Consider the following 26,611-nt stretch of genomic DNA (forward strand, 5'->3'; position numbering starts at 1 on the left):
CGCGCACGTCGACCATGGTAAAACTACCCTGGTCGATAAGCTGTTGCAACAATCCGGAACATTGGGTGACCGCAACGACGCCACCGAGCGCGTTATGGACTCCAACGATTTGGAGAAAGAGCGTGGGATTACCATCCTCGCAAAAAATACCGCTATTAACTGGCACGACTACCGTATCAACATCGTTGATACCCCTGGACACGCCGATTTCGGCGGCGAGGTTGAACGCGTAATGTCCATGGTCGACTCGGTGCTGCTGCTGGTCGACGCCATGGACGGACCCATGCCGCAAACCCGGTTCGTGACCCAGAAAGCCTTCGCTTATGGTCTCAAACCCATTGTGGTCATCAATAAAGTCGACCGTCCCGGCGCCCGCCCTGATTGGGTAGTGGACCAGGTGTTTGATTTGTTTGTAAACCTCGGCGCAACCGATGAGCAACTGGATTTTCCGATCATATATGCCTCCGCGTTAAACGGTGTTGCGGGCTATGAGCACGAGAACATGGCCAGCGACATGACCCCGCTGTTTGAGTCCATCATCAAGAACGTCGACGCGCCGAACGTCGACAGCGACGGCGCGTTCCAGATGCAGATTTCGCAGCTTGACTACAACAGCTATGTTGGCGTCATCGGCATCGGCCGCATCAAGCGCGGCTCGGTAAAACCGAACCAGGCTGTGACCATCATCGACCATGAAGGCAAGCGTCGCAACGGCAAAGTGGGCCAGGTACTGGGCCATATGGGCCTGTTGCGCATTGAGTCCAAGCTGGCGGAAGCGGGCGATATCATCGCCGTTACCGGTCTTGGCGAACTCAATATTTCCGACACCATTTGCGATCAGGCCCTGGTCGAAGCGCTGCCGCCGTTGACGGTGGACGAACCTACCGTCTCCATGTCGTTCGGCGTCAACACCTCGCCGTTCTGCGGCAAGGAAGGCAAATACGTGACTTCCCGCCAAATCCTTGAGCGCCTGAATAAAGAGCTGGTGCACAACGTGGCCCTGCGCGTGGAAGAAACCGTCGATCCGGATACCTTCCTGGTCTCCGGCCGTGGCGAACTTCATCTGTCGGTACTGATCGAGAATATGCGTCGCGAAGGCTTTGAAATCGCCGTATCGCGTCCGAAAGTTATCTATCGTACCGTTGACGGCAAGAAACAAGAGCCGTTCGAACAGGTTACATTGGATATCGAAGAGCAGAACCAAGGCCCGGTTATGGAAGCCATGGGCATCCGTAAGGGTGAAATGCGCGATATGCTGCCGGACGGCAAAGGACGTATCCGTCTTGATTACATCATTCCCAGCCGCGGCTTGATTGGTTTTCGTACCGACTTTTTAACCATGACCTCCGGCACCGGCCTGTTGTATTCGTCGTTCAGCCATTATGACGACGTCCGTCCGGGTGAAATCGGCCAACGCCAGAACGGCGTAATGATTTCCAACGGCCAGGGCAAGGCGGTGGCTTATGCCCTGTACAGCCTGCAGGATCGCGGACGTTTGTTCCTGGGTCATGGCGCGGAAGTGTATGAAGGCCAGGTTATCGGCATTCACACCCGCTCAAACGACCTGACGGTAAACTGCCTGACCGGTAAAAAACTGACCAACATGCGCGCGTCCGGCACCGATGAGGCCACCACGCTGGTGACGCCTATCAAGATGTCGCTGGAACAGGCGCTGGAGTTTATCGATGATGATGAACTGGTGGAAGTTACGCCACTGTCCGTGCGTTTGCGTAAGCGTCATTTGACCGAAAATGACCGTAAACGCGCTAACCGTTCGGGTAAAGAAGCTTAAACCCAACGGCCTCGCGGCGATAACGTTGACAATGCCGGTTTGCGTAAGCAGGCCGGCATTTTTTTATGGCCGGATGGCGCTATTCCCGGTGATAAAGCAGCGATATTTCACGCTGTTGGCAATAATCGTGGAATTTTTCGGCCGGCGACCGATCGGTTATCAGGGTATGAAACAACGATAAGGCGCCGATAAAGGCGGGTTTGGTGTTATCGAATTTACTGTGATCGGCCACCAGAATCGCCTGCTGCGACATGGATAATGCACGATGCTTCATGGTGAGCTCATCAAAGTTGAAACAGGTGGCGCCAACGCGTATATCGACGCCCGCCGCGGAGATAAAGGCTTTATCGGGACGGATGTTGTCCAGGATGGAGTACTGGGTCAAGGGTGTAAAGATACAGTTGGCGGGATGGAATTCGCCGCCGCACAGGATGACTTTGCATTTGGGCCGGTCTTGTAACGCCAGAAAGGTATTCAGGGAATAACAAACGGCGGTAAAAGCCAGTTCATCGTCAATGGCATCGATGATAAACGGGGTGGTGGTGCCGCAGTCAAAAAAAACCGTCTCGTCCGGCTCGATCAACGCCGCCGCCAGCCGGCCGATGACGTTTTTTTCTTCCACGTGCTTGGCTTTTTGATCTGATACGAAGTAGTGGGTAACGTTATTGTTGCGCGGATCGTTCACCACGTAACCGCCGAGCAGCACGACCTGCGCGGGTTCAGCGCTCAAATCGCGGCGGATGGTCATCTCCGAGACTCCCAGCAGGATGGCGGCATCTTTCAAATGAAGCTTATCTTCCCGCTTCAGGGCGAGTATGAGTTTATTAATCCTTTCTTCGCGCCGCGTTTCCATATGAAATCCTGCATCATCAACCCGATTTCCGCCGGGTTCAAATTAATAATCGCTGGCCGACGCTTTGCCCGAAACGATTGCGACACCGGAACTGGTGCCGATACGCGTGGCGCCGGCCATGATCATGGCGGTGGCGGTCTGGCGATCGCGTACCGCGCCGGAAGCCTTTACGCCAATTCCGTCACCGACGGTGTCGCGCATCAGCCGGACATGCTCTTCTTTGGCGCCGCCGGTACTGAATCCGGTGGATGTTTTCACAAACGCCACCTTCAGTTCGCGACAAATCCGGCAAACCTCGACAATTTGGTGTGAACTCAACAAACAGGTTTCCAATATTACCTTCAACGGAATAGCCGCGCAAACCTCGCGCACCGCGCGGATGTCGGCGGTTACCGCCTCGATATTGCCGCTTTTCAGCCAACCGACGTTAATCACCATATCTATTTCCTGCGCGCCCGCCGCCATCGCCGCCTGCGCCTCGGACACCTTGGCGGACGTCAGGCCAGCGCCCAACGGAAAGCCGATAACCGAGCAAACCTTTACCGGACAGCCGCGCAGTAACCGGGCGGCCAGCGGCACATACCCGGAGTTGACGCACACCGCATAAAAACCGAATTGTTTAGCCTCTTCACACAGGGTGGTGATATTCGCTTCGGTGGCATCCTGCGCCAGCAGGGTATGGTCGATATAACGGGCAAAGTCGATTTCAGGCGTTGTCATTTCAATGTCCTTGTTCTGGATTATCACGATGATTATGTGAGAATAATAACATTGCAAAAGTCGCACATAATAGCGATAAAGCAAATTATTTTTCATTAATTGATGTGGTATTTGTCATATAAATAACATTTAATCATCATTAATGTTAATTAAGTAACGTTGAGTGATGTTAAAAATATAAGGGTTAATAATTACGGATATAGCAGTTATTGACGCCAATAGGGTGGATTTAATTACCTCTATCAAAGGCATGCCCAAGACCGGCGAAACGCTGGCAGCCCCGATTTCAACTTCGGCTGCAGCGGCGGGTGTATCCAGCGGCGTAGCGCCATTTTTTATCAACCGGGAATCACATCATGCGCCACATTAGGGTACAAATGCCTGACGGCTACTTAAACAAAACACCGTTGTGCCCATTTATCCCCCTGTCCCGCCTGAATGCGTGTTGATGGCTGTTCAGTTGGTTCATTTACCGCTACAGTGGGAATATGATGAAAGATTGGGAGGGAGCCATGCTTTATATCTTTGATTTGGGTAATGTCGTGATAGATATCGATTTCAGCCGCGTCCTGGGGGTATGGAGTAATCTCAGCGGCGTGCCGCTGGCCCGGCTGAAGAAGCAGTTCGTCATGGGCGAGGCTTTCGAGCAGCACGAAAGGGGTGATATTACCGATGAGGCTTTTGCCGCCCTTATCTGCAATGAGCTGGGCATCGCCCTGAGTTTCGAGCAGTTTACCACCGGCTGGCAGGCGGTATTTGTCGGCGTGCGCCCCGAGGTCATCGAGATTATCCATCGCCTGCGCGAACAGGGTCATCGGGTGGTCATTTTGTCCAATACCAATCGTTTGCACTGTGACTATTGGCCGAGCCAGTATCCCGAGATCCAGCAAAGTGTGGATAAGCTTTATCTGTCGCAGGATCTGGGCATGCGCAAACCCGACCCCGCTACTTATCGCGCCGTGCTTGAGCAGGAAGGGGTAGACGCGCGGGACGCGGTTTTCTTTGATGACAACGCGGATAATATCAAGGGCGCGCAAAGCGTGGGTTTACCGTCTGTTCATGTAACGGATCCAGGCGTGGTACCCGCTTATTTCGCCTAAGTGGTGTATTCATCGGGGGGCTGTGCGATGAGAACTGCTTATCGGAAAAAATTCATCCGTTTTTTTTCGTTCTGTTCCCTGCTCTATAAACGCATCGACCATGATGGGATGACGGTATTGGCCGGGCATCTGGCCTATGTTTCCCTGCTTTCACTGGTGCCGCTCATTACCGTGGTTTTTGCGCTTATTGCCGCATTTCCAGTTTTTTCCGGCGCCAGCGTCCAGTTGAAGACCTTTATCTTCCATAATTTTATGCCGGCCACCGGCGACGTTATCCAGCGCTATCTCGAGCAGTTTATCCTCAATACCAACAAAATGACGGCGGTGGGCACCTGTGGGCTTATCGTGACCGCGCTGCTGCTGATTTATTCAGTCGATACGGTGCTCAACACCATTTGGCGCAGTAAAAACAAGCGCCCCATCATTTTCTCTTTTGCGGTTTACTGGATGGTGTTAACGCTGGGGCCGATACTGACCGGCGCCAGCATGGTGATAAGTTCCTATTTGATTTCCCTTACCTGGCTCAACAATAGCGGTACCACGACGGTCGTGACCCTGGTGCTGAGGATATTCCCGTTATTGCTCTCCGGCGCCTCGTTCTGGTTATTATATTGCGTCGTGCCGACGGTGCGCGTTCCCGGCCGGGATGCCCTGGTGGGGGCGGTGGTGGCGGGCGCGCTGTTCGAACTGGGAAAAAAGGCATTCGGCCTCTATGTCACCATGTTCCCGTCCTATCAGCTGATTTATGGCGTGCTGGCGGTGATACCCATCTTATTTCTTTGGGTCTATTGGAGCTGGTGTATTGTACTACTGGGCGCGGAAATTACCGCTTCGCTGACGGAGCACCGGCGGTTGAGGGCAGAGGAGAGGTTATTGCGATGATTGCCTTGATACAGCGCGTATTGCGCGCGGAGGTCGCCATCGGGGGCGATTGCGTGGGCGCCATCGGCGCCGGCCTGCTGATCCTGTTGGGCGTCGAGCGGGATGACGACAGGCAAAAGGCGGCCGCGTTATGCGAGCGCGTGCTGGCCTACCGCATATTCAACGACGGGCAGGGTAAAATGAACCTTAACGTCCGCCAGGCCGGCGGCAGCGTGCTGGTGGTTTCGCAGTTTACCCTGGCGGCGCAAACCGACAAGGGGCTGCGTCCCGGCTTTTCTCGCGGCGCGGCGCCCGCCCTGGCGGAGCAACTGTATGAGTATTTTAACGACTGCTGCCGCGAAAAGGATATCAGGACCGAAACCGGCCGCTTCGGGGCGGATATGCAGGTCTCGCTGGTGAATGACGGCCCGGTGACCTTCTGGCTTCAGGTATGAAACGTTAAAGACCTTTATAGAGAGAACATGGCATGTATCATCTGCGCGTTCCACACACCGAACAAGAATTCAGCGATTACTACCGGTTCCGCTGGGAAATGCTGCGTAAGCCGTTGCATCAGCCGCAGGGCTCCGAAAGGGATGCCTATGACGCGACGGCGCATCACCAAATGGTGGTGGATGAAGAAGGGAACCCGGTGGCCATAGGCCGGCTGTATATCAACGCCGACAATGAAGCCTCCATCCGCTTTATGGCGGTGGACCCCCAGGTGCAGGACAAAGGACTGGGCACCCTGGTGGCCATGACGCTGGAATCCGTGGCCCGCCAGGAAGGGGTCAAACGGGTGGTGTGCAGCGCGCGCGAGGACGCGGTGGATTTCTTCGCCAAGCTGGGATTTATCAACCAGGGTGAAATCACGGCGCCGTCAACCACACCGATCCGTCATTTTTTAATGATAAAACCCATCGTGACATTGGATGACATTTTGCACCGGCCGGACTGGTGCGGCCAATTGCAGCAGGCTTGGTATCAGCATATTCCGCTTAGCGAAAAGATGGGCGTGCGCATCAGCCAGTACACCGGCCAGAAGTTTATGACCACCATGCCCGAGGCCGGTAACCAGAATCCCCATCATACCCTGTTTGCCGGCAGCCTGTTTTCACTGGCGACCCTGACCGGCTGGGGGCTGATATGGCTATTGCTGCGTGAGCGCCAATTGGGCGGCACCATTATCCTGGCCGACGCCCACATCCGCTATCTCACCCCGGTGACCGGCAGACCCTGCGCGGTGGCCGATTTGGGCTCACTGAGCGGCGATCTCGACCGTCTGGCGCGCGGACGCAAGGCGCGGGTGCAGCTTGAGGTCGAGTTGTTCGGCAATGACGACAAAGGGGCGATATTCAAAGCCGTTTACCTGGTATTGCCGTCAACACCGGATAAGCCGCTGGAGCGCGGCGGCTCCCAGGCCGGCTGATAGGCGCTTGTAGCGGAAAATCCAGTCGTTTATGGCGCTGCCGGCGCCAGCTCGCCGTTGACCATGATCTGATCCGCCGTCTGGCCCTGCGCGTTCAGCGCATGCAGCCTGCCGTTAAGGAAGGGTTTAAACGGCGCGTTGGCGGGCATTTTCCCGGCCAGGGTAAGCTGTGTGTTGCCGTTGCCCGGCAAAGGCGCCACGGGCCATCCCCAGCGCTGCAATACGTTTAACGGCACCGCCCGTCCGTTAAGGTTCAGGGTAAATCCCCGTTCGCCCTGCTGGTTTATCACCGCCGTGGCCTCAAACAAGCCTTCGCCGGCAAAGGCGCTCAGTTCGGTGACGGCGACCCTGCCGCCCTCCGCGGTTAACGCCAGCGACGGGCGGCGGACATCGATTTTATTAAAGGTGGCGTCGCTGCCGTTAAGGTTGAGGCTCCCGGACCAGATGCCCCATTGATGATCGCGCGCCAATACCAGGTTTTTACCGTAGCCGTCCAGCGCGGTGATCTGAAACGGAAACGCGGGATTGATATCAATCAGCAGATTGCGGTTGGCGGTAAACTTGTTCACCTGAATGTCGGACAGCCAGGAGGGCAGGGGTTGCAGCCAGCTGTCCAGCCATTGCCCGGGCAAGGTATATTCCAATCCGGCCACCATGAAGTCATCCAGCTCCAGACGCTGTCCGTCCCGCAGCCAGCGGCCCGAGGTGCGCATCAGCCCCCCCTGCCAGCGCCCGCTGAACTGGCGTATTTCAATACCCTGCGGCGACAGGGTCATATTGGCTATCGGATCGTTTAAGTGCACGGCGCCGTTAATCAGGTCGCTGGCATTAAACGACAGGCTGCCGTCGTCCGACGACCAGTCGCCATCCTGAAAGGTGATATTGCGCAGGGTTAAATCCAAATCGCTAAAGGCCCAGTTTTTGCCTTCCATACGCGCGTCGATCAAATCAAAGCGATGGATGGTGATTTTCGGCACTTCCGACAGCTGGCGCAAAAACTCATCCAGGCTTTGCGCGGTTTGCATGCGCACATTGCTCAGGCGCAGGTTGTCCACCTGCCAGGCGCCGTCTTCGTCGCGCCGCGCATTGCCGGTCAACTCACCCTGGGACAAATCGGCGCCCAGGTTATCCAGCCGCAGTTGGGTGTTATTGATTTCGCCCTGCACCAGGACGTTTTCCGCCGGAATGCCGTTGAGGGTCAGGGAACGGGCGCTGATCTGGAAGCGGGCGTTACGTCCCAACGGAAAACCGGTTTGCGGTTTCCAGGGAGTAACGCCGGCGTTGACGTTTTGACCGTTCAGCTCCCAGCCGCCATAAGGGGACTGGATAGCCATGCCGTTGAGCTGCAGCACATCCGCCTCCAGCGGAAACGCCAGCGAGGCGGGATCCAGGTTCAGGGTGCCGTCCTGCAGCTGGATACGGGAAAAATGATAGGGATTGGTGAATTGCCCGATGCTGAACCCGGCCACCAGCCGTTTGGCCACCAGGGTGGCCCTGCGCTCTTTTTGTCCGAACGAGATGTTGTCGAAATAAATGTCGCTTGGGTCGGACCAGCTATGGGTGATTTTATTGAAAGACAACTGGTAATCGCTGTGCTGGGTGACCATTCGGCCAACCCAACCGGCGCCCCAGGAGGTTTGCAGCAACACGTAGATCAGGACAATTATCAATAGCAATAGTAATAGTATTGATAACAAGAGTTTCCCAATAAATTTCATTGCTCAAATCCATCGCTGTCATAAAGGTTACCCAGTTTATGCCGTAATTAACGGGGCTTCTCAAGAGCCAATGCGCTTCAGGCAAAAAAAAGCCGCCATATTGATACGGCGGCCGCATAAATTACGCGTTGGTTAATCAGTTATGTTCCGGCGGGAACAGTAAATTCAAGATGATGGCGGTAATGCCGCCGGCGGCGATGCCCGATGACATCAGGGTTTTCAGCCACTGCGGCGCGAATTGCAAGATCAGCGGCTGTTGGGACACGCCCAGCCCCACCGCCAGGGACAGGGCGATAATCATAATGGCGCGGCGATTGAGCCGTTCACGGGAGACGATGCGCACGCCGGATGCGGCAATGGTGCCGAACATGACGATGGTCGCGCCTCCCAGCACCGGCTCGGGGATATGCTGCACAAAGCCGCTGACCACCGGGAACAGCCCTAGCGCAATCAGCATCAGCGACACCACAAAACCGACATAGCGGCTGGCCACGCCGGTGAGCTGAATGACGCCGTTATTTTGACCAAAACAGGAGTTGGGGAAGGTGTTGAATACCGCCGACAGCATGGAGTTCAGGCCGTTGGCCAGCACGCCGCCTTTCAGGCGCCGCATATAGATGGGGCCGCGTACCGGCTGCTCCGAGACGTCGGAGGTGGCGGTAATATCGCCGATGGTTTCAAGCGACGTGACCATAAACACCAGCATCAGCGGGATAAGCAGGTCCCAGTCGAAACCCAGGCCATAATACAGCGGCGTCGGCACCATGATGATGGACTGCGCCGGCGCGGGAGCGATTTGCGGCAACATGCCCATCATCCAGGCCGCCAGATAGCCCACCGCCATGGCTATCACCAGCGAGGCGACGCGCAGATAGGGATTGCGCTGGCGATTGAGCAGGATGATGACCAAGAGCACCACGCCCGCCAGCATCAGGTTTTTCGGCGCGCCGAAGGTATGATCGCCCATGGCGGCGAAACCGCCGCCGATGGAGGTCAGGCCGACCTGGATCAGTGAAATGCCGATAATCATCACCACGATACCCGATACCAGCGGCGTAATGATGCGCCGGGCCAGATGCAGTACCCGGGATAACAAAATTTCGGTGCAGGACGCCACCATCAGCGTGCCGAACAGGGCCGCCATCATGGTGGGCACATCGGCGCCGCCGTTTTTCAGCGCCAGGCCGCCCATGATAAGCGGCGTGACAAAGTTGAAGCTGGTGCCCTGAATGGACAACAGGCCCGATCCCACCGGTCCCCAGGTCTTGATTTGCAGTAGGGAAGCCAGGCCCGAGGCAAACAGCGACATGCTGATGATATGCTGCGTATCCTGCGCCGGAAGTCCCAGCGCCTGGCAGATTAACAGGCCGGGCGTGATAACGGCGACAAACATGGCCAGCAGGTGCTGGCAGGCGGCAAACAGGGTTTCCGCCAGCGGCGGGCGATCGTCGAGATGATAAATCAGTTCGCTTTTGGCAACGGGAATCGGCGCGTCATCGACGTCAGTGGCTGGCATGGTCATGGGGGGAAACTTTCCTGGACGGCAAAGGAGGCATTTTAATCAACCTGCTTTCAAAAGCAATCGATTGCTTTCAGCTTCCGCCCCAACCGTTTGATATAAATCAATTCAGGCGCGGATTGCCGCGCACCGGGCCGTTCATGCTCAATACGGCTGGCCGAAACCAAACGCACCCTCTTCCAGACAAATTTCCGCGGCAAACGCCGCCGCCCGTTCCAGGCTGACCGCCATGCGCATATCCGCCGATGCGCCGATATCGCCCGCCGGATTCGCCGTGCCGTCCGGCCTTGAGAAACTGGGGATCAATTGCAAATAATCCAGCAAAAACGCCGTGATAAACGCATCCCCCGCCCCCAGCGTATCTAACGGAGTCACCTTGAGCGGCGCCTGCCGATACCACCGCTCGCCATCGAACAACACCGCTTCTTCACTGCCCCGGGTCGCCACCGCACAGCCGCAGCCGGCGGCCACCGCCCGGCGCAAAATTGCCTCGCTCTGCGCCAGCGTACCGCCGGCGCAGGAGAAAAAGCCGTAATCTATCCAAGGACACAGCGCCAGTGCCGCGGGCAGATCGAAATCGTCCGAAAAATCATAAGACACCGGTATGCCCAGCCGGCCCAGGGCCGGCAGCTGCGCGTCGAGATAGCCGTAGCTGCCGGTATGGATCAATGCCGAGTCCCGGACATAATCGCTTTCCGCCAGCACAAAATCCATTGACGCCAACCGGCTGACCCCGCCCCGGTTCGAACCGAGGAAAACCCGTTCGCCATCAGTGATGGTCAGGCTGGCCCAGCCGTTTTCTCCGGGCACCTGCCGGCAGCGCGACGCGTCCACCCCAAGTTGCCCAAGGGCCGCCTTGACCTGCGCCGCCGCCGCATCGTCGCCAAACACGCCCATATAGGCGGAAGGACAGCCCAACCGTGCGGCATATACGCTGAAATTCAGCGCGTTGCCGCCGGGGTAGCGCGTACGGATATGGGTATACTGATCGACCACATTATCGCCGATACCGAGAACTTTCATCTTGCCTCCGTCGGCCAGATAATCAAATTTCCAGGTCTGTTGGCCCGGCGCCGGGCGTTACTCAGCGTCATCAATACTCCACCTGGCCCATGTAACGGCGTTTCTCCAGCGGATGTTGGCGCAGGTCCGCCAGCGCCGCGCGATATTCGCACATCACGCTGTAAAACAAGATGGGGTTGAAATACTCCACCACTGATGGCGGCAGGATGCCGATATCCAGCTCCCTGGCATCGATAATTTCTACTTTATCGGCATACTTGCGCAGGAAACTCCGCGCCCGCTCATCAAGCGCACGGGTGCGTCCCTCGTTCACCATCAGGATAAACGGGGTTTCCCGATCGGTCACCTCAAACGGTCCGTGAAAATATTCGCCCGAGTGAATGGGCGCCGCGTTCAGCCATTGCATCTCCATCAGCGAGCAGATGGCGAAACCATAGGCATGGCCGTAGGACGCGCCGCTGGAGAGGATATAAAATAGCGACTCGTGCCGGTAACGTTCGGCAAATGCCGTACAGCGCGCGGCCACCTTGACGCGGGCGCGAGACACCACGCCGTCGATCTGCCCAAGCCCCTGGCCAAACGCGGCATAATGTTCGTAGCCTTCGGTTTGAGCCAGGATCTCGACGCACAGCCCGAGGATGATTGCCATTGGATTATCCGCCACGCTGCTGTCGTTGCCCCAGGCATAAACGATGTTGTGATCGGCATACTGCCGCAAATCGGCCTCAATGTTATGGGTCAGCGTCACGGTCGTTGCCCCGCGCCGTTTGGCCAGCGCGGCGGCGGCCACGGATTCCGGCGTATTGCCGCCGTGGGAACAGACGATCACCAGCGAGTTGCCGCCCAGGCGTCTCGGCGCGGCGTGGACAAATTCGTTGGCGGTGATCATGGCGCAGTGCAACGCCGTCGATTCGGCCTCAAGAAAATATTTAGCCGGATACATATCGACCAGCGACCCGCCGCAGGCCACCAGGTAAACCTGGTGGATACCGCCGGTGTCCGCCAGCCCCGCCGCCGCGGCGGTAATAATGGAATGCACATTCATAGCGAATACCTTGTTTTATTCATGAAGTACTGCGTCAACAGTGATGAGTGATGGCGGCCGACGACCCGGCGGTAGGCCGGGCCGGCCGCGCACATGGTCAGTCGCCGTAAATATCGAATTTGAAATATTTGGCCGCCAGTTGGTCATAGGTGCCGTCGCTTCTGATTTTGGCGATGGCCTGGTTGAGCGAGGCCTGTAACTCGCTATCCTCCTTGCGTAGCCCGATGCCGGTGCCCGGTCCGAAAATCTCGCGGTCGTTCACCCGCGGCTGTATCAGCGCGAAGTTCTGCCCCTGGGGTTTATTGAGCAGCGATTCGGCGACTACCGTGGCATCATCGAGAGTGCCGTCCAGCCGCCCCACGACCAAGTCAGCGTAGACCGCATCGGCGCTCGGGTAAGGGATGATATCCACCCCGGCGGGCGCCCAGAATTTTTTTGCATAGGCTTCGAACACCGACCCCTGCTGTACGCCGATGTGTTTGCCCTTGAGCGAGTCGGCTGTCGGTTTCAGCCCGCTGTTTTTAGCGGCCACCAGGAAAGCCGGGGTATTAAACAGCTTATCGCTGAAGTTGATCGCTTTGCCGCGCTCGGCGGTAATGCTCAGCGACGAGAGTATGGCGTCGAATTTCTTGGCTTTCAGCGCCGGGATAAGCCCGTCGAAGCTGTTTTCCACCCAATGGCATTTGGCCTGGAGCGCGTTGCAGATGGCATTGCCCAGATCGATGTCAAAACCGACCAGCCGTCCCTCGGCGGTTTTGTACTCAAAAGGCGGGAATGTGGGATCCACGCCAAAACGCAGGTCCTGCTGCTGGGCCTGCGCGGAACAGGCCAGAAGGGAAAGGGTAAGGGATAACCAATGCCTGGTTTTCATCAAAACGGCTCCGAAGGTTAAGTTGACTGCCGGCCCCGGCCGTCCGGATAAAGAACGGCGCGATAAAGTATACCATAAATTAGACCACTACATTATGGTATAACTTATATCGGCGAACGAAGCAACAGCCAACCGGCGGTAATGCGACAATTGCCGAGCGCCGGGGCGGCCGGCATTGACCTTTGGCGACGGCGGCCCGACCGTGGTATGATTGGCTTTCGGCACAATATATTACCAATCGGTATCCAGTGCCGGCGTTATCATCGTTCAGCCGTATAACCCGGCAACAGGCGCCCGGATGAAAATAGACCATGGATAATCAGACCACACATCACTCCGGCCAACCGCCGCGCAAAGCCTATCTGGCAAAGCGCCAGGCATTGCAAAGCCTGCTGGAAACGCCGGAATTCAATCCCGGCGATCGGATTCCCGCCGAGCGCGATCTGGCGGATATGCTTGGCATCAGCCGCATGACACTGCGCAAAATCCTCAATGAGCTGATCGAGGGCGGCATACTTGAACGTCACGGCAATCGCGGTACCTTCCTCACCAGCACGGCCATTGAACGGCCGCTGGCCCAGCCGGTTCAGTTAGGCATCAGCAAGATAGTCGAAATGAACGGCGCCGTGCCGAGCAGCAAGCTGATTTTTTTCCACCGCGCCGCGGCCAGTTCCCGCATCGCCAGGCTGCTGATGATCAAGACCGGTATGCCGATCCTGATCATCAAACGCCTGCGACTGGCGGACACCAAACCGTTTTGCCTGGAAACCAGCTACCTGCCGCAGGAGAGGGTGCCGGGCCTGTGCGCGGAGGATATGCTCCAGGACACCTCCCTTAATCAGCTGTTGGCTGAGCGCTATGGCATCGTCGGCGCTTTCGACGAAGGCACCATCCGGGTGGGCATCATGACTCCCGAAGAGCGGGAATTGCTGCAGGCCGAGCCTGGTTCGCCGGCGCTGACCTACCGGGGGGTGATTTTCGATCGCCAGCGCCGGCCGAACGAATATCTGGTCTCGGTTAACCATCCGCATCGGGTAGCCTTTCGGATCGCCACTACCCTGTAGCCAAGGCGGGCGCTTGCCAGATGCGGGCAATGTTAAAGGTAGGGGGTTGGGTTTGCCGCTAGGCGTTGGTATAGCGCACGCGTTCCGGCATCCAGCGTTCAATCAGCGCCTGGGCGGCGGCGGGATGGTTTTGATGGATATGGCGCGCCAGCCGTTGCACCTCCGGAATCATCGCCTGGTCGCGCAGCAGATCGGCTACTTTGAATTCCGCGTTGCCGGTCTGGCGGGTGCCCAGCAGTTCCCCGGGACCACGGATCTCCAGATCTTGTTGCGCGATGACAAAACCGTCGTTGGTATCCCGCAGCACCTGCAATCGCCGTTGCGCGGTTTTGCTCAGCGGCGACTTATACAACATGACGCAGTGGGAGGCCACGGCGCCGCGTCCCACGCGTCCGCGCAGCTGATGCAGCTGCGCCAGCCCCAGGCGCTCCGGGTTTTCAATAATCATCAGGCTGGCATTAGGCACATCGACGCCCACCTCGATGACCGTGGTCGCCACCAGCAGATGCACTTCACCCGCCTTGAAGGCGCTCATCATCTGCTGTTTTTCCTGCGACTTCATGCGGCCGTGCACCAAACCGATGTTCAGCTCCGGCAGCGCGGCCGCCAAACCTTCCCAGGTGGCCTGCGCCGCCTGGGCTTCCAACAGATCGGATTCCTCGATTAAGGTGCAGACCCAATAGGCCTGGCGCCGCTCCTGCAAACAGGCTTGCCGTACCCGCTGGATGATATCCTCGCGTCGGGTATCGGGAATGGCCACCGTGGTCACGGGCGTCCGGCCGGGCGGCAGTTCATCGATAACCGAGGTATCCAGATCGGCGTAGGCGGTCATGGCGAGCGTGCGGGGAATGGGGGTGGCGGTCATGATCAGCTGATGGGGATGGAAGCCCTGCGCCAGGCCCTTCTCCCACAAGGCCAGGCGCTGGTGTACGCCGAAGCGGTGCTGTTCGTCGATGATAACCAGCGCCAGCCCGGCGAATCGCACCTGTTCCTGGAAAATGGCATGGGTGCCCACCACCATTCCCACCGCGCCGGCGGCGATGGCGTCCTGCTGGGCAATACGCGCCTTGCCTTTTTGTTTACCGGCCAGCCAGCCCACCTCGATGCCCAGCGGCTCGAACCAGTGGCGAAACGTCTGCGCGTGCTGCTCGGCCAGCAGCTCGGTCGGCGCCATTAACGCCACCTGTTTGCCCTGGGCGATGGCCCGCAGCGCCGCCAGGGCCGACACCAATGTTTTTCCCGAGCCGACGTCGCCCTGTACCAAACGCATCATCGGTACCGGCTCGGCCAGATCGCGCTCGATTTCAGCCACCACCCGTTGCTGCGCGCCGGTGGGCGTGAAGGGCAGCAGCGCCAGGAAACGCTCTTTAAGGCGATGATCGGCGGTGAGCGCCAGCGCCAGGTCCTTGCGGATCCCGGCCCGCACCGCCAGCATGCTGAGATTATGGGCCAGCAGTTCTTCCAGGATCAGCCGTCGCTGTGCCGGGTGTTTGCCCAGTTCCAGATCGGCCAGTGAGATATCGGGCGCGGGACGGTGCAGGGTGCGCAAAGCATCCGGCAGGCTCAGCAGGCCACGGCACAGCTCCGGGGGCAGCAGTTCGGCGATCGGGCAGGTATCGAGCAGAGTCAGCGCCTGATCCGTCAGGTTGCGCAGGGTTGCCTGGCGCACGCCTTCGGTGGTGGGATAGACCGGCGTCAACGAGGAAGCCAGCGCCACGTCGTCCCGATCGCCGAGCACATGGTATTCCGGATGGATGATTTCAGCGCCCTGCTGACCGCGGCGGATTTCACCATAGGCGGTGACGCGCCGACCGGGGGCCAGGCTGTTTTTCATCGCGGCGTTGAAGTTAAAAAAGCGCAGGGTGATGATGCCGCTGTCGTCACGCATGCGGCAGGTCAGCATGCGCCGCCGGCCGAAGCTGATATCGCAGGCCAGCACTTCGCCCTGCACGGTAACGAACATACCGGGCAGCGCATCGCCAATCGGGTAGAGACGGGTGCGATCCTCGTAACGAGAGGGCAGATGCAGCAGCAGGTCCTGCAGGTTCTCCAGGCCAAGCCGCGCGAGTTTGGCCGACTGGGCGGGGCCGACCCCTGAAAGCGAACTCAGCGGAATGGCATTCAGCAGACGGCCTTCCATCATTTCAACACTCCGTGGCGGGTAAACGGGCCCGCAATGGCTAAACGGCCGTGATGTCGCGCCGGCGGGCGGCCAGGACGTTAATTGCGGTTGCGGGTGACCCTTATCACATCCGGCATAACGCGTATTTTACGCATAATATTCGCCAGATGGACACGGTCGCGCACGGTCAGGCGAATAAACGCGCTATAGACCCGCCCGTCTTTCTCTTCGGTGTTCAGACTCTGGATATTGGAATCGGCGTCGTTGATAGCCGCGGTCAGGTTGGCCAGCGCACCCTGGTGATTAAACATATCCGCTTTGATTTCGGCGATAAACTCCTGCTCGGTATCCAGATCCCATTCCACCGCCATGAATTTTTCCGCTTCTTTCTGGTAGCCGCGAATATTACGACAGGATTCGTGATGCACCACCAGGCCTTTACCCGGGCTGACATGGGCGATGATCGGATCGCCGGGAATAGGGCGGCAGCATTTGGCAAAGGTGATAAGCACCCCTTCCGCGCCTTTGATCGGCAGGGTCTTGGGGCTGGAAACGGCGGTGCCGGACGGCGCCATATTGGACTGGTCGCCCTGGAGATTACGGGCAATCACCACGCTCATGGCATTGCCAAGGCCGATTTCCGCCAGCAGATCGTCCAGTGAGGCCAGTTTCATCCGGTCCAGTTCATGCTGAATATTTTCCGGCGGCACTTCGGCCAGTTTTCGACTGCCGCCGAGGGCGTTGTTCAATAAACGCCGGCCTAAACTGACGGAATCATCGCGTTTAAGGTTTTTCAGCATCTGGCGGATTTTGGCCCGCGCCTTGGAGCTGACGACAAAGTTCAGCCAGGCGGCATTGGGCCTGGCGCCAGGGGCGGTAATAATTTCAACCGCCTGTCCGCTGGTCAAGGCTTGGGACAAAGGATAAGGCTGCCGGTCCACCCTGGCGCCGACGCAGGCATGGCCGATATCGGTATGCACCGCGTAGGCAAAGTCCACCGGCGTGGCGCCGGCCGGCAGTTCGACAATACGTCCTTCCGGGGTAAAGACGTAAATTTCATCCGGAAACAGATCGGACTTCACGCTTTCAATAAACTCAAACGAACTGCCGGCGCTTTGCTGCAGCTCCAGCAGGCTTTGCATCCAGCGCTTGGCGCGAATCTGCGCCGTGGTGCCGGTTTCACCCTGTTCTTTATAAGCCCAGTGCGCCGCCACGCCCATTTCCGCCATCTGGTCCATGTCCTCGGTGCGGATTTGCACTTCCACGGGCACGCCGTGTGGGCCAATCATCGAGGTATGCAGGGATTGATAGCCGTTGGCCTTGGGAATGGCGATATAGTCCTTTACCCGCCCAGGGCGCGGTTTATACAGGCTGTGCATCTGCCCCAGCACCCGGTAGCAGGTATCCACTTCGCCGACGATGACCCGAAAAGCGTAGATATCCATAATGGAATGAAACCGCTGCTCTTTGAGATGCATCTTGCAATAAATGGAGTACAGATGTTTTTCCCGGCCGCTGACGCGACAGGGAATGCCCGCTTCGGTCAACCGTCCTTCGATTTCCGCCAGGATTTTCTGGATCATCTCTTTACGATTGCCGCGCGCCGACTTGACCACTTCCTTGATCACCCGGTAGCGGTTGGGATAGAGCGCCTCGAAGCCCAGCTCCTCAAGTTCGGTCTTGAGGTGATGGATACCCAGCCGATGGGCCAGCGGGCTATAGATTTCCAGGGTTTCGCGGGCTATGCGGCGGCGTTTGTCAGGTCGCAGCGAGCCGAGGGTGCGCATATTGTGGGTCCGGTCGGCCAGCTTTATCAGCACCACCCGGATATCCTGCACCATGGCCATGATCATTTTGCGGAAATTTTCCGCCTGGGCTTCTTTTTTGTCGCGGAACTTAAGCTTATCAAGTTTTGAAACGCCTTCGACCAGCTCGGCCACGCTTTTACCGAACAACTGCTCCATGTCCTGGTAGGTGGCCGGAGTATCCTCAATCACATCATGCAGCAGCGCCGCCATCAGCGTCTCATGGTCAAGACGCATTTCGGCCAGAATGCAGGCCACGGCGACCGGATGGGTGATATAAGGCTCGCCGCTGGAGCGTGACTGTCCCTCGTGGGCATCACGGGCGACAAGGTATGCCTGCCGGAGGAGCTTAATCTGATCTTCGGGCAGGTATCGTTGAATCAATAGATTCAGGCTTTCAAACAGATACAATTGTGAACCGTTGTCCGAGTTTAGCGACGACCTTCAGCAATCGCGGTAACCGCCTGGATTTCTGCGGCTTCCTGCTCCTGCTGTTCCTGGCGATCCCGCAAGTCGAGGATCTGATTGGTAATCAGGCCTTCTTCTATTTCACGCAGGGCGATAACGGTGACTTTGTCGTTTTCTTCCGCCACCAGGGGATCTTTACCACCGACCTGAAGTTGGCGAGCGCGACGGGCAGCGACCAGCACCAGGTCAAAACGGTTACCAATTTTTTCAACGGCGTCTTGTACAGTTACGCGTGCCATATGTGAGCTACTCCGCAAATAGGGAAATGACTGGGCATCATACTGAAAGTTGTTTCAGTCCGCCAACAGTTTGGTGATTAAAGCGTCATGCCGTAACTTTTGCCGGCCCAGACGCAGGCGTTCGGCACGAATAATGGTTTTCAAATCCATTAAGGCCGTATTGAATTCGTCATTCACAATCAGGTAATCATACTCGGCGTAATGCGACATTTCCGCCACCGCCTGCGCCATGCGCCGGGCAATGACTTCTTCGCTATCCTGCCCGCGGCCGCGCAGTCGCCGATCCAGCTCTTCCCTGGACGGCGGCAGCACAAAAATGCTGCGCGCCTGGGGCATCCGCTCGCGGATTTGCTGCGCGCCCTGCCAGTCGATATCCAGGAACACATCCACGCCGGTGGACAGCACCTGTTCGATGGCCTCGCGCGAGGTGCCGTAATAATTACCAAAGACATTGGCGTATTCGAGAAAGCTCTCTTCCCCGATCATGCGCGTAAACTCAGCCTCGGAAACAAAAAAATAGTGTTCGCCGTGTTTTTCTCCCGGACGTATGGGCCGCGTGGTGTGGGAGATCGATACCTGGGTGTCGTAAAGCGGTTGTGTTTTAAGCAACGCCTGGATCAGGCTGGATTTTCCCGCGCCGCTGGGTGCGGAAACAATGTAAAGCGTACCATGAACCATAGTGGAAATTTTTCGGCTGTAGTGGATGTCTGTAATGGATAACCGTCGTTGATAAATCGACGGGTGAAGACGATATCGTTTTACATTATACACAGCATTGGCACAGGTTGCAGCTTCCCTTGTTATCAAGGGTGGGGCGGCGGCGGCGTGAACGCGGAAAGACCACGACGGCAGCAAACAAACGGGCGTGAAAAAGCGCAATGGCCGTTTAAGTCTCGCAGTAAATACATAAAAAAAACTTAAGATATACAATGCTAACTATTTCACATCATCGGGTGACCAATGCGATATCATAAGCAGTGTCGGCTCATATACCGCATATATACGGGGATCCGCTGCATAATAGCCGGGAAGCTATCCATGCCGAAGGCAATGCCTGCTAAACTATTGGCAGGCATATATCAAGATTTGGTTATATTTTCGGTGTGGAAGAGGTATTTCCTCATCAACACAAAACCTATTGTTGATGAGGAAATCTTGATGATGCTGATGTACTACCGATAGGCCGTTTTTTCCTACCGTACTGACTAGGCTACGTAAGGGTTACCGCCGCAATTAGCGCTGGCCGGCTTCGAGGGTAATGCAAATTTCACTGAATTTTTCCATTTGCGATTCCGAGAGCGGCGCCAGAATACGCTCCAGGATAGTCCGATGGGTATGCTGGGCAATTTCCAGTTTATCGCGACCCTTTTCCGTTATATAAACATGTTTAACACGGCGGTCGGTCGGGCTTTGCTGGCGTTGCAGCATTTCGTCTTTCTCCAGGGCGTCCAGCACCGTTACCACCGTACGGGAAGAGAACCCCATATAGTTTTTGATATCGGTGGCGCTGGTCTTGCCATGGGTAATCAACTGCAGGATCTTCATTTTTGACAGGGAAAGCCCTTCATTGACCAATTGGCCGTTCACTTCTTTTCTCAGGCGATGATAGATGCGCGATAAAGATTCCACGGTAACTGACATATCTATTCTTTTTTCCATCGTTGTTGCTCTCTGTGTAATTAAGACGATTCATTCGCCACAATGGCAGGATAAAAATCTGTAATGTTGATACAGGGATTAATTTGTCCCTTCGGCAATGGATTAGTGAAAAAATGCTTTGTGCAACATAGACGTTCCACTCCCAATCCATCGATGGCAAAGACACCGCCAATATTGCTATTGCTCGCGTTAAGCGCTACAAGAATCATTAATTGGGCCCTCAATAAGAAGAACCATATACAATACGGATTATTCAATGCCAGCGCAGTTTATATGAATATTTTCTATTTTGAAACATGACTAATAGAAAAAGACGCATGTAATATCGAAATATCACGGTGGTGATATTTTATTTTATTTTATTACTTTTATATTAACCATGTAGTCTGCTATCTTTATATGTTTATCACATAAATATAACGTAACACCATGATATATATTGATTATTATAAATATTAACATTTAAATAAAATCGAATAACATATGTTTTTTCTTGGAAAAAAATAATAATTATAAAAATAAATTTAAATAAATTTCTAACATAAACATCACGACAAGGGCATAGCCGCAAGATGTTCCCTTTAACGCGTTGCTTTGCCCTGCCCATACCCGTGGGATAAATGCGCGCCGAGGCATACGGCGTTCTTATATGTCGTTCTTTTGCAAAAAAATGTCGTAATTACGACGTATATCCGGGGTAAACACTGGCAAGCTTGCTGACGTTTACTGCTCCAACCAGTAGAGATCGGTACTTTAATCCGGGCGGATGGCCATTTCCCGACGCTTATTCCCGGTCGTGAACCTATTGACGGCCTGTCGACGGGTGTCGATGCGGCAACGGGTGATAAGCGGGTACTTCATTGCGACAATTTTAAACAGGCTGGGCTTATGTTTTTTTACCTGCTTCGGCGGCTTTTGCTGGCGGCGTCCGTGATGTTGCTCGCCGTCTCGTTACTTTTTTGCCTGGTGTTCCTGGTGCCCGGCGACCCGGCTTCCGTGGCGCTGGGGCCGCGCGCCAGCGAAGCGCAAAAACAGGCGCTGCGCGAGCATATGGGACTGGACCGGCCGGCCATAGTGCAGATCGGCCGCTTTATCGGTAACGTCGCCTCCGGCGACCTGGGCGAAGATGTCCTGACCCATCGGCCGGTGAATCAACTGATCGCCCGCGCCCTGCCCAATACCCTGATACTGGCCCTGTCGGCCATCGCCTGGGCCATTATACTGGGTATCCCGTTGGGCTGTTGGGCGGCGTTGCGCCAGAACAGCCTGGCCGATCGCCTCATCGGCTTATTGTCCACCAGCGTCATCGCCCTGCCGGCATTTGTGGTGGCTATCTATGCTTTGCTTATCTTCGCGGTCACCCTGAAATGGTTCCCCGCCATCGGCGCGGGGCAACGGGACGACCCCGTTTCCCAACTCAACGCCCTGGTGTTGCCTTCCCTGACGGTGGGCTTGAGCTGGATCGGCTATCTATCCCGGCTGGTGCGCGCATCCATGCTGGAAGTCCTTAAGGAAAATCATATCCGGACCTATCGCGCCTTCGGCGTCGGCGAGCGGTTAATCGCCATGCGCTATGCGCTGCCGATTGCGGTGGTGCCGGTGGTCTCGGTGCTGGGGGTCGGTATTGGCTCGCTGCTGTCCGGCGCGGTGCTGACCGAAATCGTCTTTGCCCGTCCGGGCCTCGGCAAACTGGCCTTCGATTCGGTGATTTCGCGTAATTTCCCGGTGGTGATGGGCACGGTGGTGGTGACCTCCGGTTTTTACGTGCTGGCCAACCTGATTGCCGATTTGATTAACACCTTTCTCGATCCGCGCGTGCGGCAGGAGCTTTGACCATGGCTCTGATATCCACTACCGCTCCCGGGCTGGAAACATTGACTCCAGCCGCGCCGCGTCCCGGCGCGCTCCGGGTTTTGCGCCAGGTCTGGTCGGGCGGCATGGGACGTTTCGCGTTGATCTGCGTCGTCGCGCTGCTGGCCTGCGCCGTTTTCGCCCCGTGGCTGGCACCGCACGATCCCATCGCCATTAAAGCGGCGCTCAGGCTGAAGGGACCCAGTATGGCATATTGGCTGGGCAACGATCAGCTCGGGCGCGATATTCTCTCGCGCCTGATTTATGGCAGCCGGATCGCCATGACGGTGGCGTTTGTCGGCACCGGCGGCGCGCTGCTGATCGGCTCCATGCTGGGCCTGCTGGCGGGGTATGGCCCACGGCAAATCGACACCTTGCTGATGCTGTTTTGCGACGCGCTGATGTCGATTCCGATGATTTTATTCGCGCTGGCGGTGGTGACGCTTATCGGTTCAAGCGTTGCCACCATCATCATGATTATCGTCACCTTTATGGTGCCGGGATATTTTAGGGTGGTACGCAGCCAGACGCGGGTACTGAAACGCATGGAATATATCGTTGCCGCCCGCGCCATGGGCGCCTCGCCCCTGAGCGTGGTGTTTCGCCACCTGATCCCCAATCTGGTCGGCACGCTGCTGGTGCTGGTGGCGATGGATATCCCGGCGGTGATCGCCATTGAATCCGGACTGAGCTTCCTCGGCCAGGGCGTGCAGCCTCCCGACGCCAGCTGGGGTACGGTGCTTAACGACGGTTATTCCTATATCCGCCAGGCGCCGCATATCGTTATCGCCGCCGGCATTCCCATCATCCTGGCCACCCTGGGGTTTACCTTCCTGGGCGAGGCGCTGCGCGACGCGCTTGACCCTCGCACCGCGCGACAATCCAGAGGAGAGAGCTGATGGCCCTGCTGGAAATCGAAGATCTGTCGGTCACCTATGACTCGGCCAAAGGCCCGCTGAAAGCGGTGCGTAATATCACTCTTTCCGTGGACAAGGGCGAGGTATTGGGATTGGTGGGTGAAAGCGGCTCGGGCAAATCCACGCTGGTCGGCGCCATGCTGACCCTGCTGCCGGCCAACGCCCATGCGAGCGGGCATCTGCGCTATCAGGGGCAAGACCTGCTCGACCTGCCTGAGCACGCCAAACGGCGGCTGCGCGGCAACGGTATCGCCACGGTGTCCCAGGATCCGTTTACCGCCCTGAATCCGGTTATCACCATCGGCAAACAATTGCTGGCGTTTCAGCATCAAAAATCCGGATCTAAAGCGGAAAAGCTGGCGCGCGCCCTGGCGATGCTTGAGCGCGTCGGTATTTCAGACCCCAAAGGGAGGTTAAAGCAATATCCCCATGAGCTGAGCGGCGGTATTCGCCAGCGCATCGCCATTGCCGCCGCCCTGCTGACCGAACCGGAGCTGCTGATAGCCGACGAACCCACCACCGCGCTTGACGCCACCACCGAAATGCAGGTGGTGGAAGTGCTTAAGGCAAGCCGGAAGCTGGTGGACGGGGCCATCATCTTCGTGACCCACGATTTACATCTGGTCAGCGCCCTGTGCGACAAAGTGGCGGTGATGTACGCCGGGGAAATTGTCGAAGCCGGGCCTATCAAGCAGATTTTTTCCGCGCCGGCCCATCCGTATACCCAGGCGTTGCTGGCGTGCGATCCTGAGCGGATTGAAGTGGCCACGCGTGAACTGCCCTTTATCGCCGGCTCGGTGCCCATGCCCAGCGTCGATCGCGTCGGCTGTCCTTTCCAGCCCCGCTGTGGCGTGGCCTTTGCCCCCTGTAGCGCGCAGAACCCGCCCGATACCCTGCTTGACGCCGGCGGTTGGGTGGTTCGTTGCCATAAGGTGAACGCCCATGCTTGAAATCCAGGATTTAGTGGTCCGCTACAAGACGGGCACCCTGCTGAGCCGCCTGCGGCCCGGCGCGGTGCGCCATGTCGATGTGCTGGCGGGCGTCAGCCTGCATGTGCCGCCCGGCAAGACCCTGGGACTTATCGGTGAAAGCGGCAGCGGCAAAACCACCCTCGGCCGCGCGGTTATCGGCCTGGCGCCCACCGCGCGCGGCAGCATCCAGGTCAACGGACGGGCGCCGAATGACGCCAGCGATTTGTCATGGCGCGCCATTCGCCGGGAGACCGGACTGATTTTCCAGGACCCGATGGCCGCGCTTGACCCGCGCATGACGGTCGAACATCTGGTCACCGAGCCGTTTACCGTCAACGGCCGGGAGATCAAACGCCGGCTGGAGGCGTCCCGGCTGCTTGATCTGGTGGGGCTGCCGTCGCTGTTCCTGGACCGTTATCCCCACCAGCTGTCCGGCGGCCAGGCACGGCGGGTGGCGGTGGCCAGGGCGCTGGCGCTGCGCCCCAAACTGATTATCGCCGATGAGCCCACCGCGGGGCTGGATCTGTCGGTGCAGGGTGAGTTGCTGAATCTGCTGACCGCGCTACAGCGCGAATTGGGCATGAGTTACCTGATTATTACCCATAATCTGGCCATCACCCGCCATGTGACCGACCGCATCGCCATTATGTATCTTGGGCGCATCGTGGAAACCGGTCCGACCGACCTGGTATTTCGCCAGCCGGCTCATCCCTACACCCGGGCGCTGCTAAGCGCGAAAAGCAAACATAACCCGCCCGGGGTGGGCGCGTTGTCCGGCGAGGTACCCACCTTGTCCCGACGGCCCTCCGGCTGTGAATTCCATACCCGTTGTCCGTTGGCAACCCTGATGTGCCGTACGGACGCGCCCGCATTACGTCCACTCAGCGGGGAGCACCAGGTTTCCTGTCATACCCCTTTGATTAACGCTCAACCCCCACAGGCTCAGCCCAGCCGCATCATAGTAAAGGAGATGCATCCATGAAAGGCCCCTCGATGAACAGACGTTCCCTTATCAAGACGATGGCGATTCTCGCCGCCGGGGCTTCCAGCTCGTTAACGATCGGCGGCCAGACGCTGGCGTTTGCCGCGGATAATAAAAACAAGATCCTGCGGGTGCAAAACGACCTGGATATTACCAATCTCGATCCGGCCAACCGCAGCGGCTGGTATGACGAAATGGTGATGTTTGCGGTGTACTCCGGCCTGTGCCAGTACAAGGCGGGTACTGAATGGGGCTGGCAGTTGGATGCGGCGGAATCGCTGGAACAGGTGGACCCGCTGACGGTACATTTCAAGCTTAAGCCGGGGATAAAATGGAGCGGCGATTTCGGCGAAATGACGGCGGAGGACGTTAAATACTCCTATGAGCGTTTCCTGGATCCGAAACTGTCCGCTATCTACGCCTCCGACTGGGAAGCGCTGGATCACGTCGAGGTCAAAGGCGCCTATGAGGGCATTATCCACCTTAAACACCCTTTTGCGCCGCTGTTCACCAGCACCCTGCCGCACGCCTCGGGCCTGATCGTATGTAAAAAAGCGGTGGAAGCCGCCAAGGATAAAAAAATCGCCACCGATCCGCTGGCCTCCTCCGGTCCGTATAAAATTGGCGAATGGCTGCCGCGCGAACGGCTGACCCTGGTGCGCAACGACAAATGGAACGGTCCGCACAGTTTTTACGATCAGATTCAGCTGGTGCCGATTGGCGATCTGAACACGGCGGAAATTGCCTTTGAAGCCGGCGATCTGGATATGACTAAAATCAATATCAGCGCCATTCCCAAATACCAGCAGGGCGTGGCGGGCACCACGCTTACCGTGCGCCCGGCGCTGGCCTATACCTGGCTTGGCATGAACGTCGATCACCCGCTGCTGAAAGACCTCCGCGTGCGGCGGGCCATCCAGCAGGCTGTCGACGTGCCCTCCATCCTGGACGCCGCCTTCGGCGGCGCGGTGAAACCGGCGTTTGGCCTGGTGCCGCCGCCGCTGCCGGGGGCGCGCGTGAAAAATCTATATCCCTACTCCCCGGACGCCGCCAAACAACTGCTCAAGGAGGCCGGCGTATCCAATTTGCAACTGCGGCTGGATTTAACCACGTCCACCGACGGCGGCACCGTGGCGCAGGTGATCCAGGCGCAGCTGGCCGAAGTGGGCATCCAGCTTAAAGTCAATCAGATGGATGGCGCCGCCTTTGTCGCGGCGGGCCAGGAGTCCGAAGGCACCGCCTGGAAGGACGCCCAGCTGCGTATGACCACCTTCACCACCGCGCCGGACGCCAGCTGGGTTACCGCATGGTTTACCTGTAGCCAGGTGGGCATCTGGAATACCCAGCGTACCTGTGATAAGGCCTGGGACCAGCTGAATACCGAGGCGGCCAACGAGCTGGATCAGGCGAAACGGGCCGCCATGTACGTCAAGCTGCAGGATCAGCTGGAAGAGACCGGCGCCTATGTCTTTTTATATCACGGCAGCAATGCCTGGGTGACGCCCACCGCTATTAAAGGCGCATGGACCCCCGACGGCCAATGGCCGTTGTTCCGCGAGATCAAAAGCGTCTGATTATCCGGCATTACCGCCCGGGCGGGTA

23 protein-coding genes are annotated in these 26,611 nt (G+C 57.4%); 11 read left to right on the plus strand and 12 right to left on the minus strand.

The window, feature by feature from the left end; all coding sequences use genetic code 11:
* The coding region (typA, locus tag VGC33_RS15885) for a translational GTPase TypA (RefSeq protein ID WP_331121742.1) at nucleotides 1-1,792 on the plus strand (1,792 nt) is incomplete at its 5' end.
* A gap of 79 nt (nucleotides 1,793-1,871) precedes the next feature.
* Here typA and deoR read toward each other — a convergent pair.
* Together deoR and deoC are read right to left on the minus strand one after the other, a co-directional pair.
* Nucleotides 1,872-2,645, minus strand: coding sequence for a DNA-binding transcriptional repressor DeoR (gene deoR / locus VGC33_RS15890; protein ID WP_331121743.1), 774 nt, complete (start codon nucleotides 2,643-2,645; stop codon nucleotides 1,872-1,874).
* Nucleotides 2,646-2,687: 42 nt separating this feature from the next.
* Nucleotides 2,688-3,365 (minus strand): deoxyribose-phosphate aldolase, encoded by a 678-nt coding sequence (gene deoC, locus VGC33_RS15895; protein ID WP_331121744.1) that lies wholly within the window; start codon nucleotides 3,363-3,365, stop codon nucleotides 2,688-2,690.
* Between the two features lie 512 nt (nucleotides 3,366-3,877).
* On the opposite strand from deoC, the gene yihX reads away from it, so the two are divergent.
* Genes yihX through fabY form a run of 4 tightly spaced genes read left to right on the plus strand, consistent with a single transcriptional unit; the run spans nucleotide 3,878 to nucleotide 6,755 of the window.
* A complete protein-coding gene (yihX, locus tag VGC33_RS15905; RefSeq protein ID WP_331121745.1) occupies nucleotides 3,878-4,465 on the plus strand; it encodes a glucose-1-phosphatase in 588 nt (195 codons plus the stop codon).
* 27 nt (nucleotides 4,466-4,492) lie between these two features.
* Complete coding sequence (locus VGC33_RS15910; protein WP_331121746.1) at nucleotides 4,493-5,347, plus strand: virulence factor BrkB family protein; 855 nt, start codon at nucleotides 4,493-4,495, stop codon at nucleotides 5,345-5,347.
* Nucleotides 5,344-5,781: a D-aminoacyl-tRNA deacylase gene (dtd, locus tag VGC33_RS15915; RefSeq protein ID WP_331121747.1), complete on the plus strand. Its 438-nt coding sequence runs from the start codon at nucleotides 5,344-5,346 to the stop codon at nucleotides 5,779-5,781. Before VGC33_RS15910 ends, dtd begins: the two co-directional genes overlap by 4 nt.
* A 32-nt stretch (nucleotides 5,782-5,813) precedes the next feature.
* Nucleotides 5,814-6,755 (plus strand): fatty acid biosynthesis protein FabY, encoded by a 942-nt coding sequence (gene fabY, locus VGC33_RS15920; protein ID WP_331121748.1) that lies wholly within the window; start codon nucleotides 5,814-5,816, stop codon nucleotides 6,753-6,755.
* Nucleotides 6,756-6,784: 29 nt separating this feature from the next.
* On the opposite strand, the gene VGC33_RS15925 is transcribed toward fabY, so the two are convergent.
* The 5 genes from VGC33_RS15925 to VGC33_RS15945 form a co-directional block, all read right to left on the minus strand.
* Nucleotides 6,785-8,473 carry an AsmA family protein gene (locus VGC33_RS15925; RefSeq protein WP_331121749.1) on the minus strand — a complete coding sequence of 563 codons (1,689 nt, stop codon included), beginning with the start codon at nucleotides 8,471-8,473 and terminating at the stop codon, nucleotides 6,785-6,787.
* Nucleotides 8,474-8,609: 136 nt separating this feature from the next.
* A complete protein-coding gene (locus VGC33_RS15930; RefSeq protein WP_414636945.1) occupies nucleotides 8,610-9,989 on the minus strand; it encodes a nucleobase:cation symporter-2 family protein in 1,380 nt (459 codons plus the stop codon).
* A gap of 147 nt (nucleotides 9,990-10,136) precedes the next feature.
* The gene (locus VGC33_RS15935; RefSeq protein WP_331121751.1) at nucleotides 10,137-11,015 is read right to left on the minus strand and encodes a PfkB family carbohydrate kinase; all 879 of its coding nucleotides are present in this window, start codon (nucleotides 11,013-11,015) and stop codon (nucleotides 10,137-10,139) included.
* A gap of 70 nt (nucleotides 11,016-11,085) precedes the next feature.
* Nucleotides 11,086-12,060, minus strand: a complete 975-nt coding sequence (locus VGC33_RS15940; protein WP_331121752.1) for an SIS domain-containing protein — start codon at nucleotides 12,058-12,060, stop codon at nucleotides 11,086-11,088.
* Between the two features lie 97 nt (nucleotides 12,061-12,157).
* Nucleotides 12,158-12,934, minus strand: a complete 777-nt coding sequence (locus tag VGC33_RS15945) for an ABC transporter substrate-binding protein (protein WP_414636944.1) — start codon at nucleotides 12,932-12,934, stop codon at nucleotides 12,158-12,160.
* A gap of 308 nt (nucleotides 12,935-13,242) precedes the next feature.
* On the opposite strand from VGC33_RS15945, the gene VGC33_RS15950 reads away from it, so the two are divergent.
* Complete coding sequence (locus VGC33_RS15950) at nucleotides 13,243-13,995, plus strand: GntR family transcriptional regulator (protein WP_331121754.1); 753 nt, start codon at nucleotides 13,243-13,245, stop codon at nucleotides 13,993-13,995.
* Between the two features lie 58 nt (nucleotides 13,996-14,053).
* Here VGC33_RS15950 and recG read toward each other — a convergent pair whose 3' ends face one another.
* The 5 genes from recG to VGC33_RS15975 all read right to left on the minus strand — a co-directional run bounded on the left by recG (nucleotide 14,054) and on the right by VGC33_RS15975 (nucleotide 20,288).
* Entirely contained in the window at nucleotides 14,054-16,135 is a 2,082-nt protein-coding gene (gene recG, locus VGC33_RS15955) for an ATP-dependent DNA helicase RecG (protein ID WP_331121797.1), read from the minus strand.
* 80 nt (nucleotides 16,136-16,215) lie between these two features.
* Nucleotides 16,216-18,333: a bifunctional GTP diphosphokinase/guanosine-3',5'-bis pyrophosphate 3'-pyrophosphohydrolase gene (gene spoT, locus VGC33_RS15960; protein ID WP_331121755.1), complete on the minus strand. Its 2,118-nt coding sequence runs from the start codon at nucleotides 18,331-18,333 to the stop codon at nucleotides 16,216-16,218.
* 20 nt (nucleotides 18,334-18,353) lie between these two features.
* Nucleotides 18,354-18,629 (minus strand): DNA-directed RNA polymerase subunit omega, encoded by a 276-nt coding sequence (gene rpoZ / locus VGC33_RS15965; RefSeq protein ID WP_331121756.1) that lies wholly within the window; start codon nucleotides 18,627-18,629, stop codon nucleotides 18,354-18,356.
* Nucleotides 18,630-18,683: 54 nt separating this feature from the next.
* Nucleotides 18,684-19,307, minus strand: coding sequence for a guanylate kinase (gene gmk / locus VGC33_RS15970; protein WP_331121757.1), 624 nt, complete (start codon nucleotides 19,305-19,307; stop codon nucleotides 18,684-18,686).
* Between the two features lie 555 nt (nucleotides 19,308-19,862).
* On the minus strand, nucleotides 19,863-20,288 hold the full coding sequence (locus tag VGC33_RS15975; protein WP_331121758.1) for a MarR family winged helix-turn-helix transcriptional regulator: 426 nt from the start codon (nucleotides 20,286-20,288) through the stop codon (nucleotides 19,863-19,865).
* An 888-nt stretch (nucleotides 20,289-21,176) separates the two neighbouring features.
* Here VGC33_RS15975 and VGC33_RS15980 point away from each other — a divergent pair.
* Genes VGC33_RS15980 through VGC33_RS16000 form a run of 5 tightly spaced genes read left to right on the plus strand, consistent with a single transcriptional unit; the run spans nucleotide 21,177 to nucleotide 26,583 of the window.
* The gene (locus tag VGC33_RS15980) at nucleotides 21,177-22,121 is read left to right on the plus strand and encodes an ABC transporter permease (protein ID WP_331121759.1); all 945 of its coding nucleotides are present in this window, start codon (nucleotides 21,177-21,179) and stop codon (nucleotides 22,119-22,121) included.
* A gap of 2 nt (nucleotides 22,122-22,123) precedes the next feature.
* Nucleotides 22,124-23,038, plus strand: a complete 915-nt coding sequence (locus VGC33_RS15985; protein WP_331121760.1) for an ABC transporter permease — start codon at nucleotides 22,124-22,126, stop codon at nucleotides 23,036-23,038.
* Nucleotides 23,038-24,006 (plus strand): ABC transporter ATP-binding protein, encoded by a 969-nt coding sequence (locus VGC33_RS15990; protein WP_331121761.1) that lies wholly within the window; start codon nucleotides 23,038-23,040, stop codon nucleotides 24,004-24,006. The genes VGC33_RS15985 and VGC33_RS15990 overlap by 1 nt, the downstream gene beginning before the upstream one ends.
* Nucleotides 23,999-25,009: an ABC transporter ATP-binding protein gene (locus tag VGC33_RS15995; protein ID WP_331121762.1), complete on the plus strand. Its 1,011-nt coding sequence runs from the start codon at nucleotides 23,999-24,001 to the stop codon at nucleotides 25,007-25,009. The genes VGC33_RS15990 and VGC33_RS15995 overlap by 8 nt, the downstream gene beginning before the upstream one ends.
* Nucleotides 25,010-25,020: 11 nt before the next feature.
* Complete coding sequence (locus tag VGC33_RS16000; protein WP_331121763.1) at nucleotides 25,021-26,583, plus strand: ABC transporter substrate-binding protein; 1,563 nt, start codon at nucleotides 25,021-25,023, stop codon at nucleotides 26,581-26,583.
* Nucleotides 26,584-26,611 lie beyond the last annotated feature (28 nt).

The sequence above is a fragment of the Acerihabitans sp. genome (assembly GCF_036398755.1).
GTDB lineage: Bacteria > Pseudomonadota > Gammaproteobacteria > Enterobacterales > Enterobacteriaceae > Acerihabitans.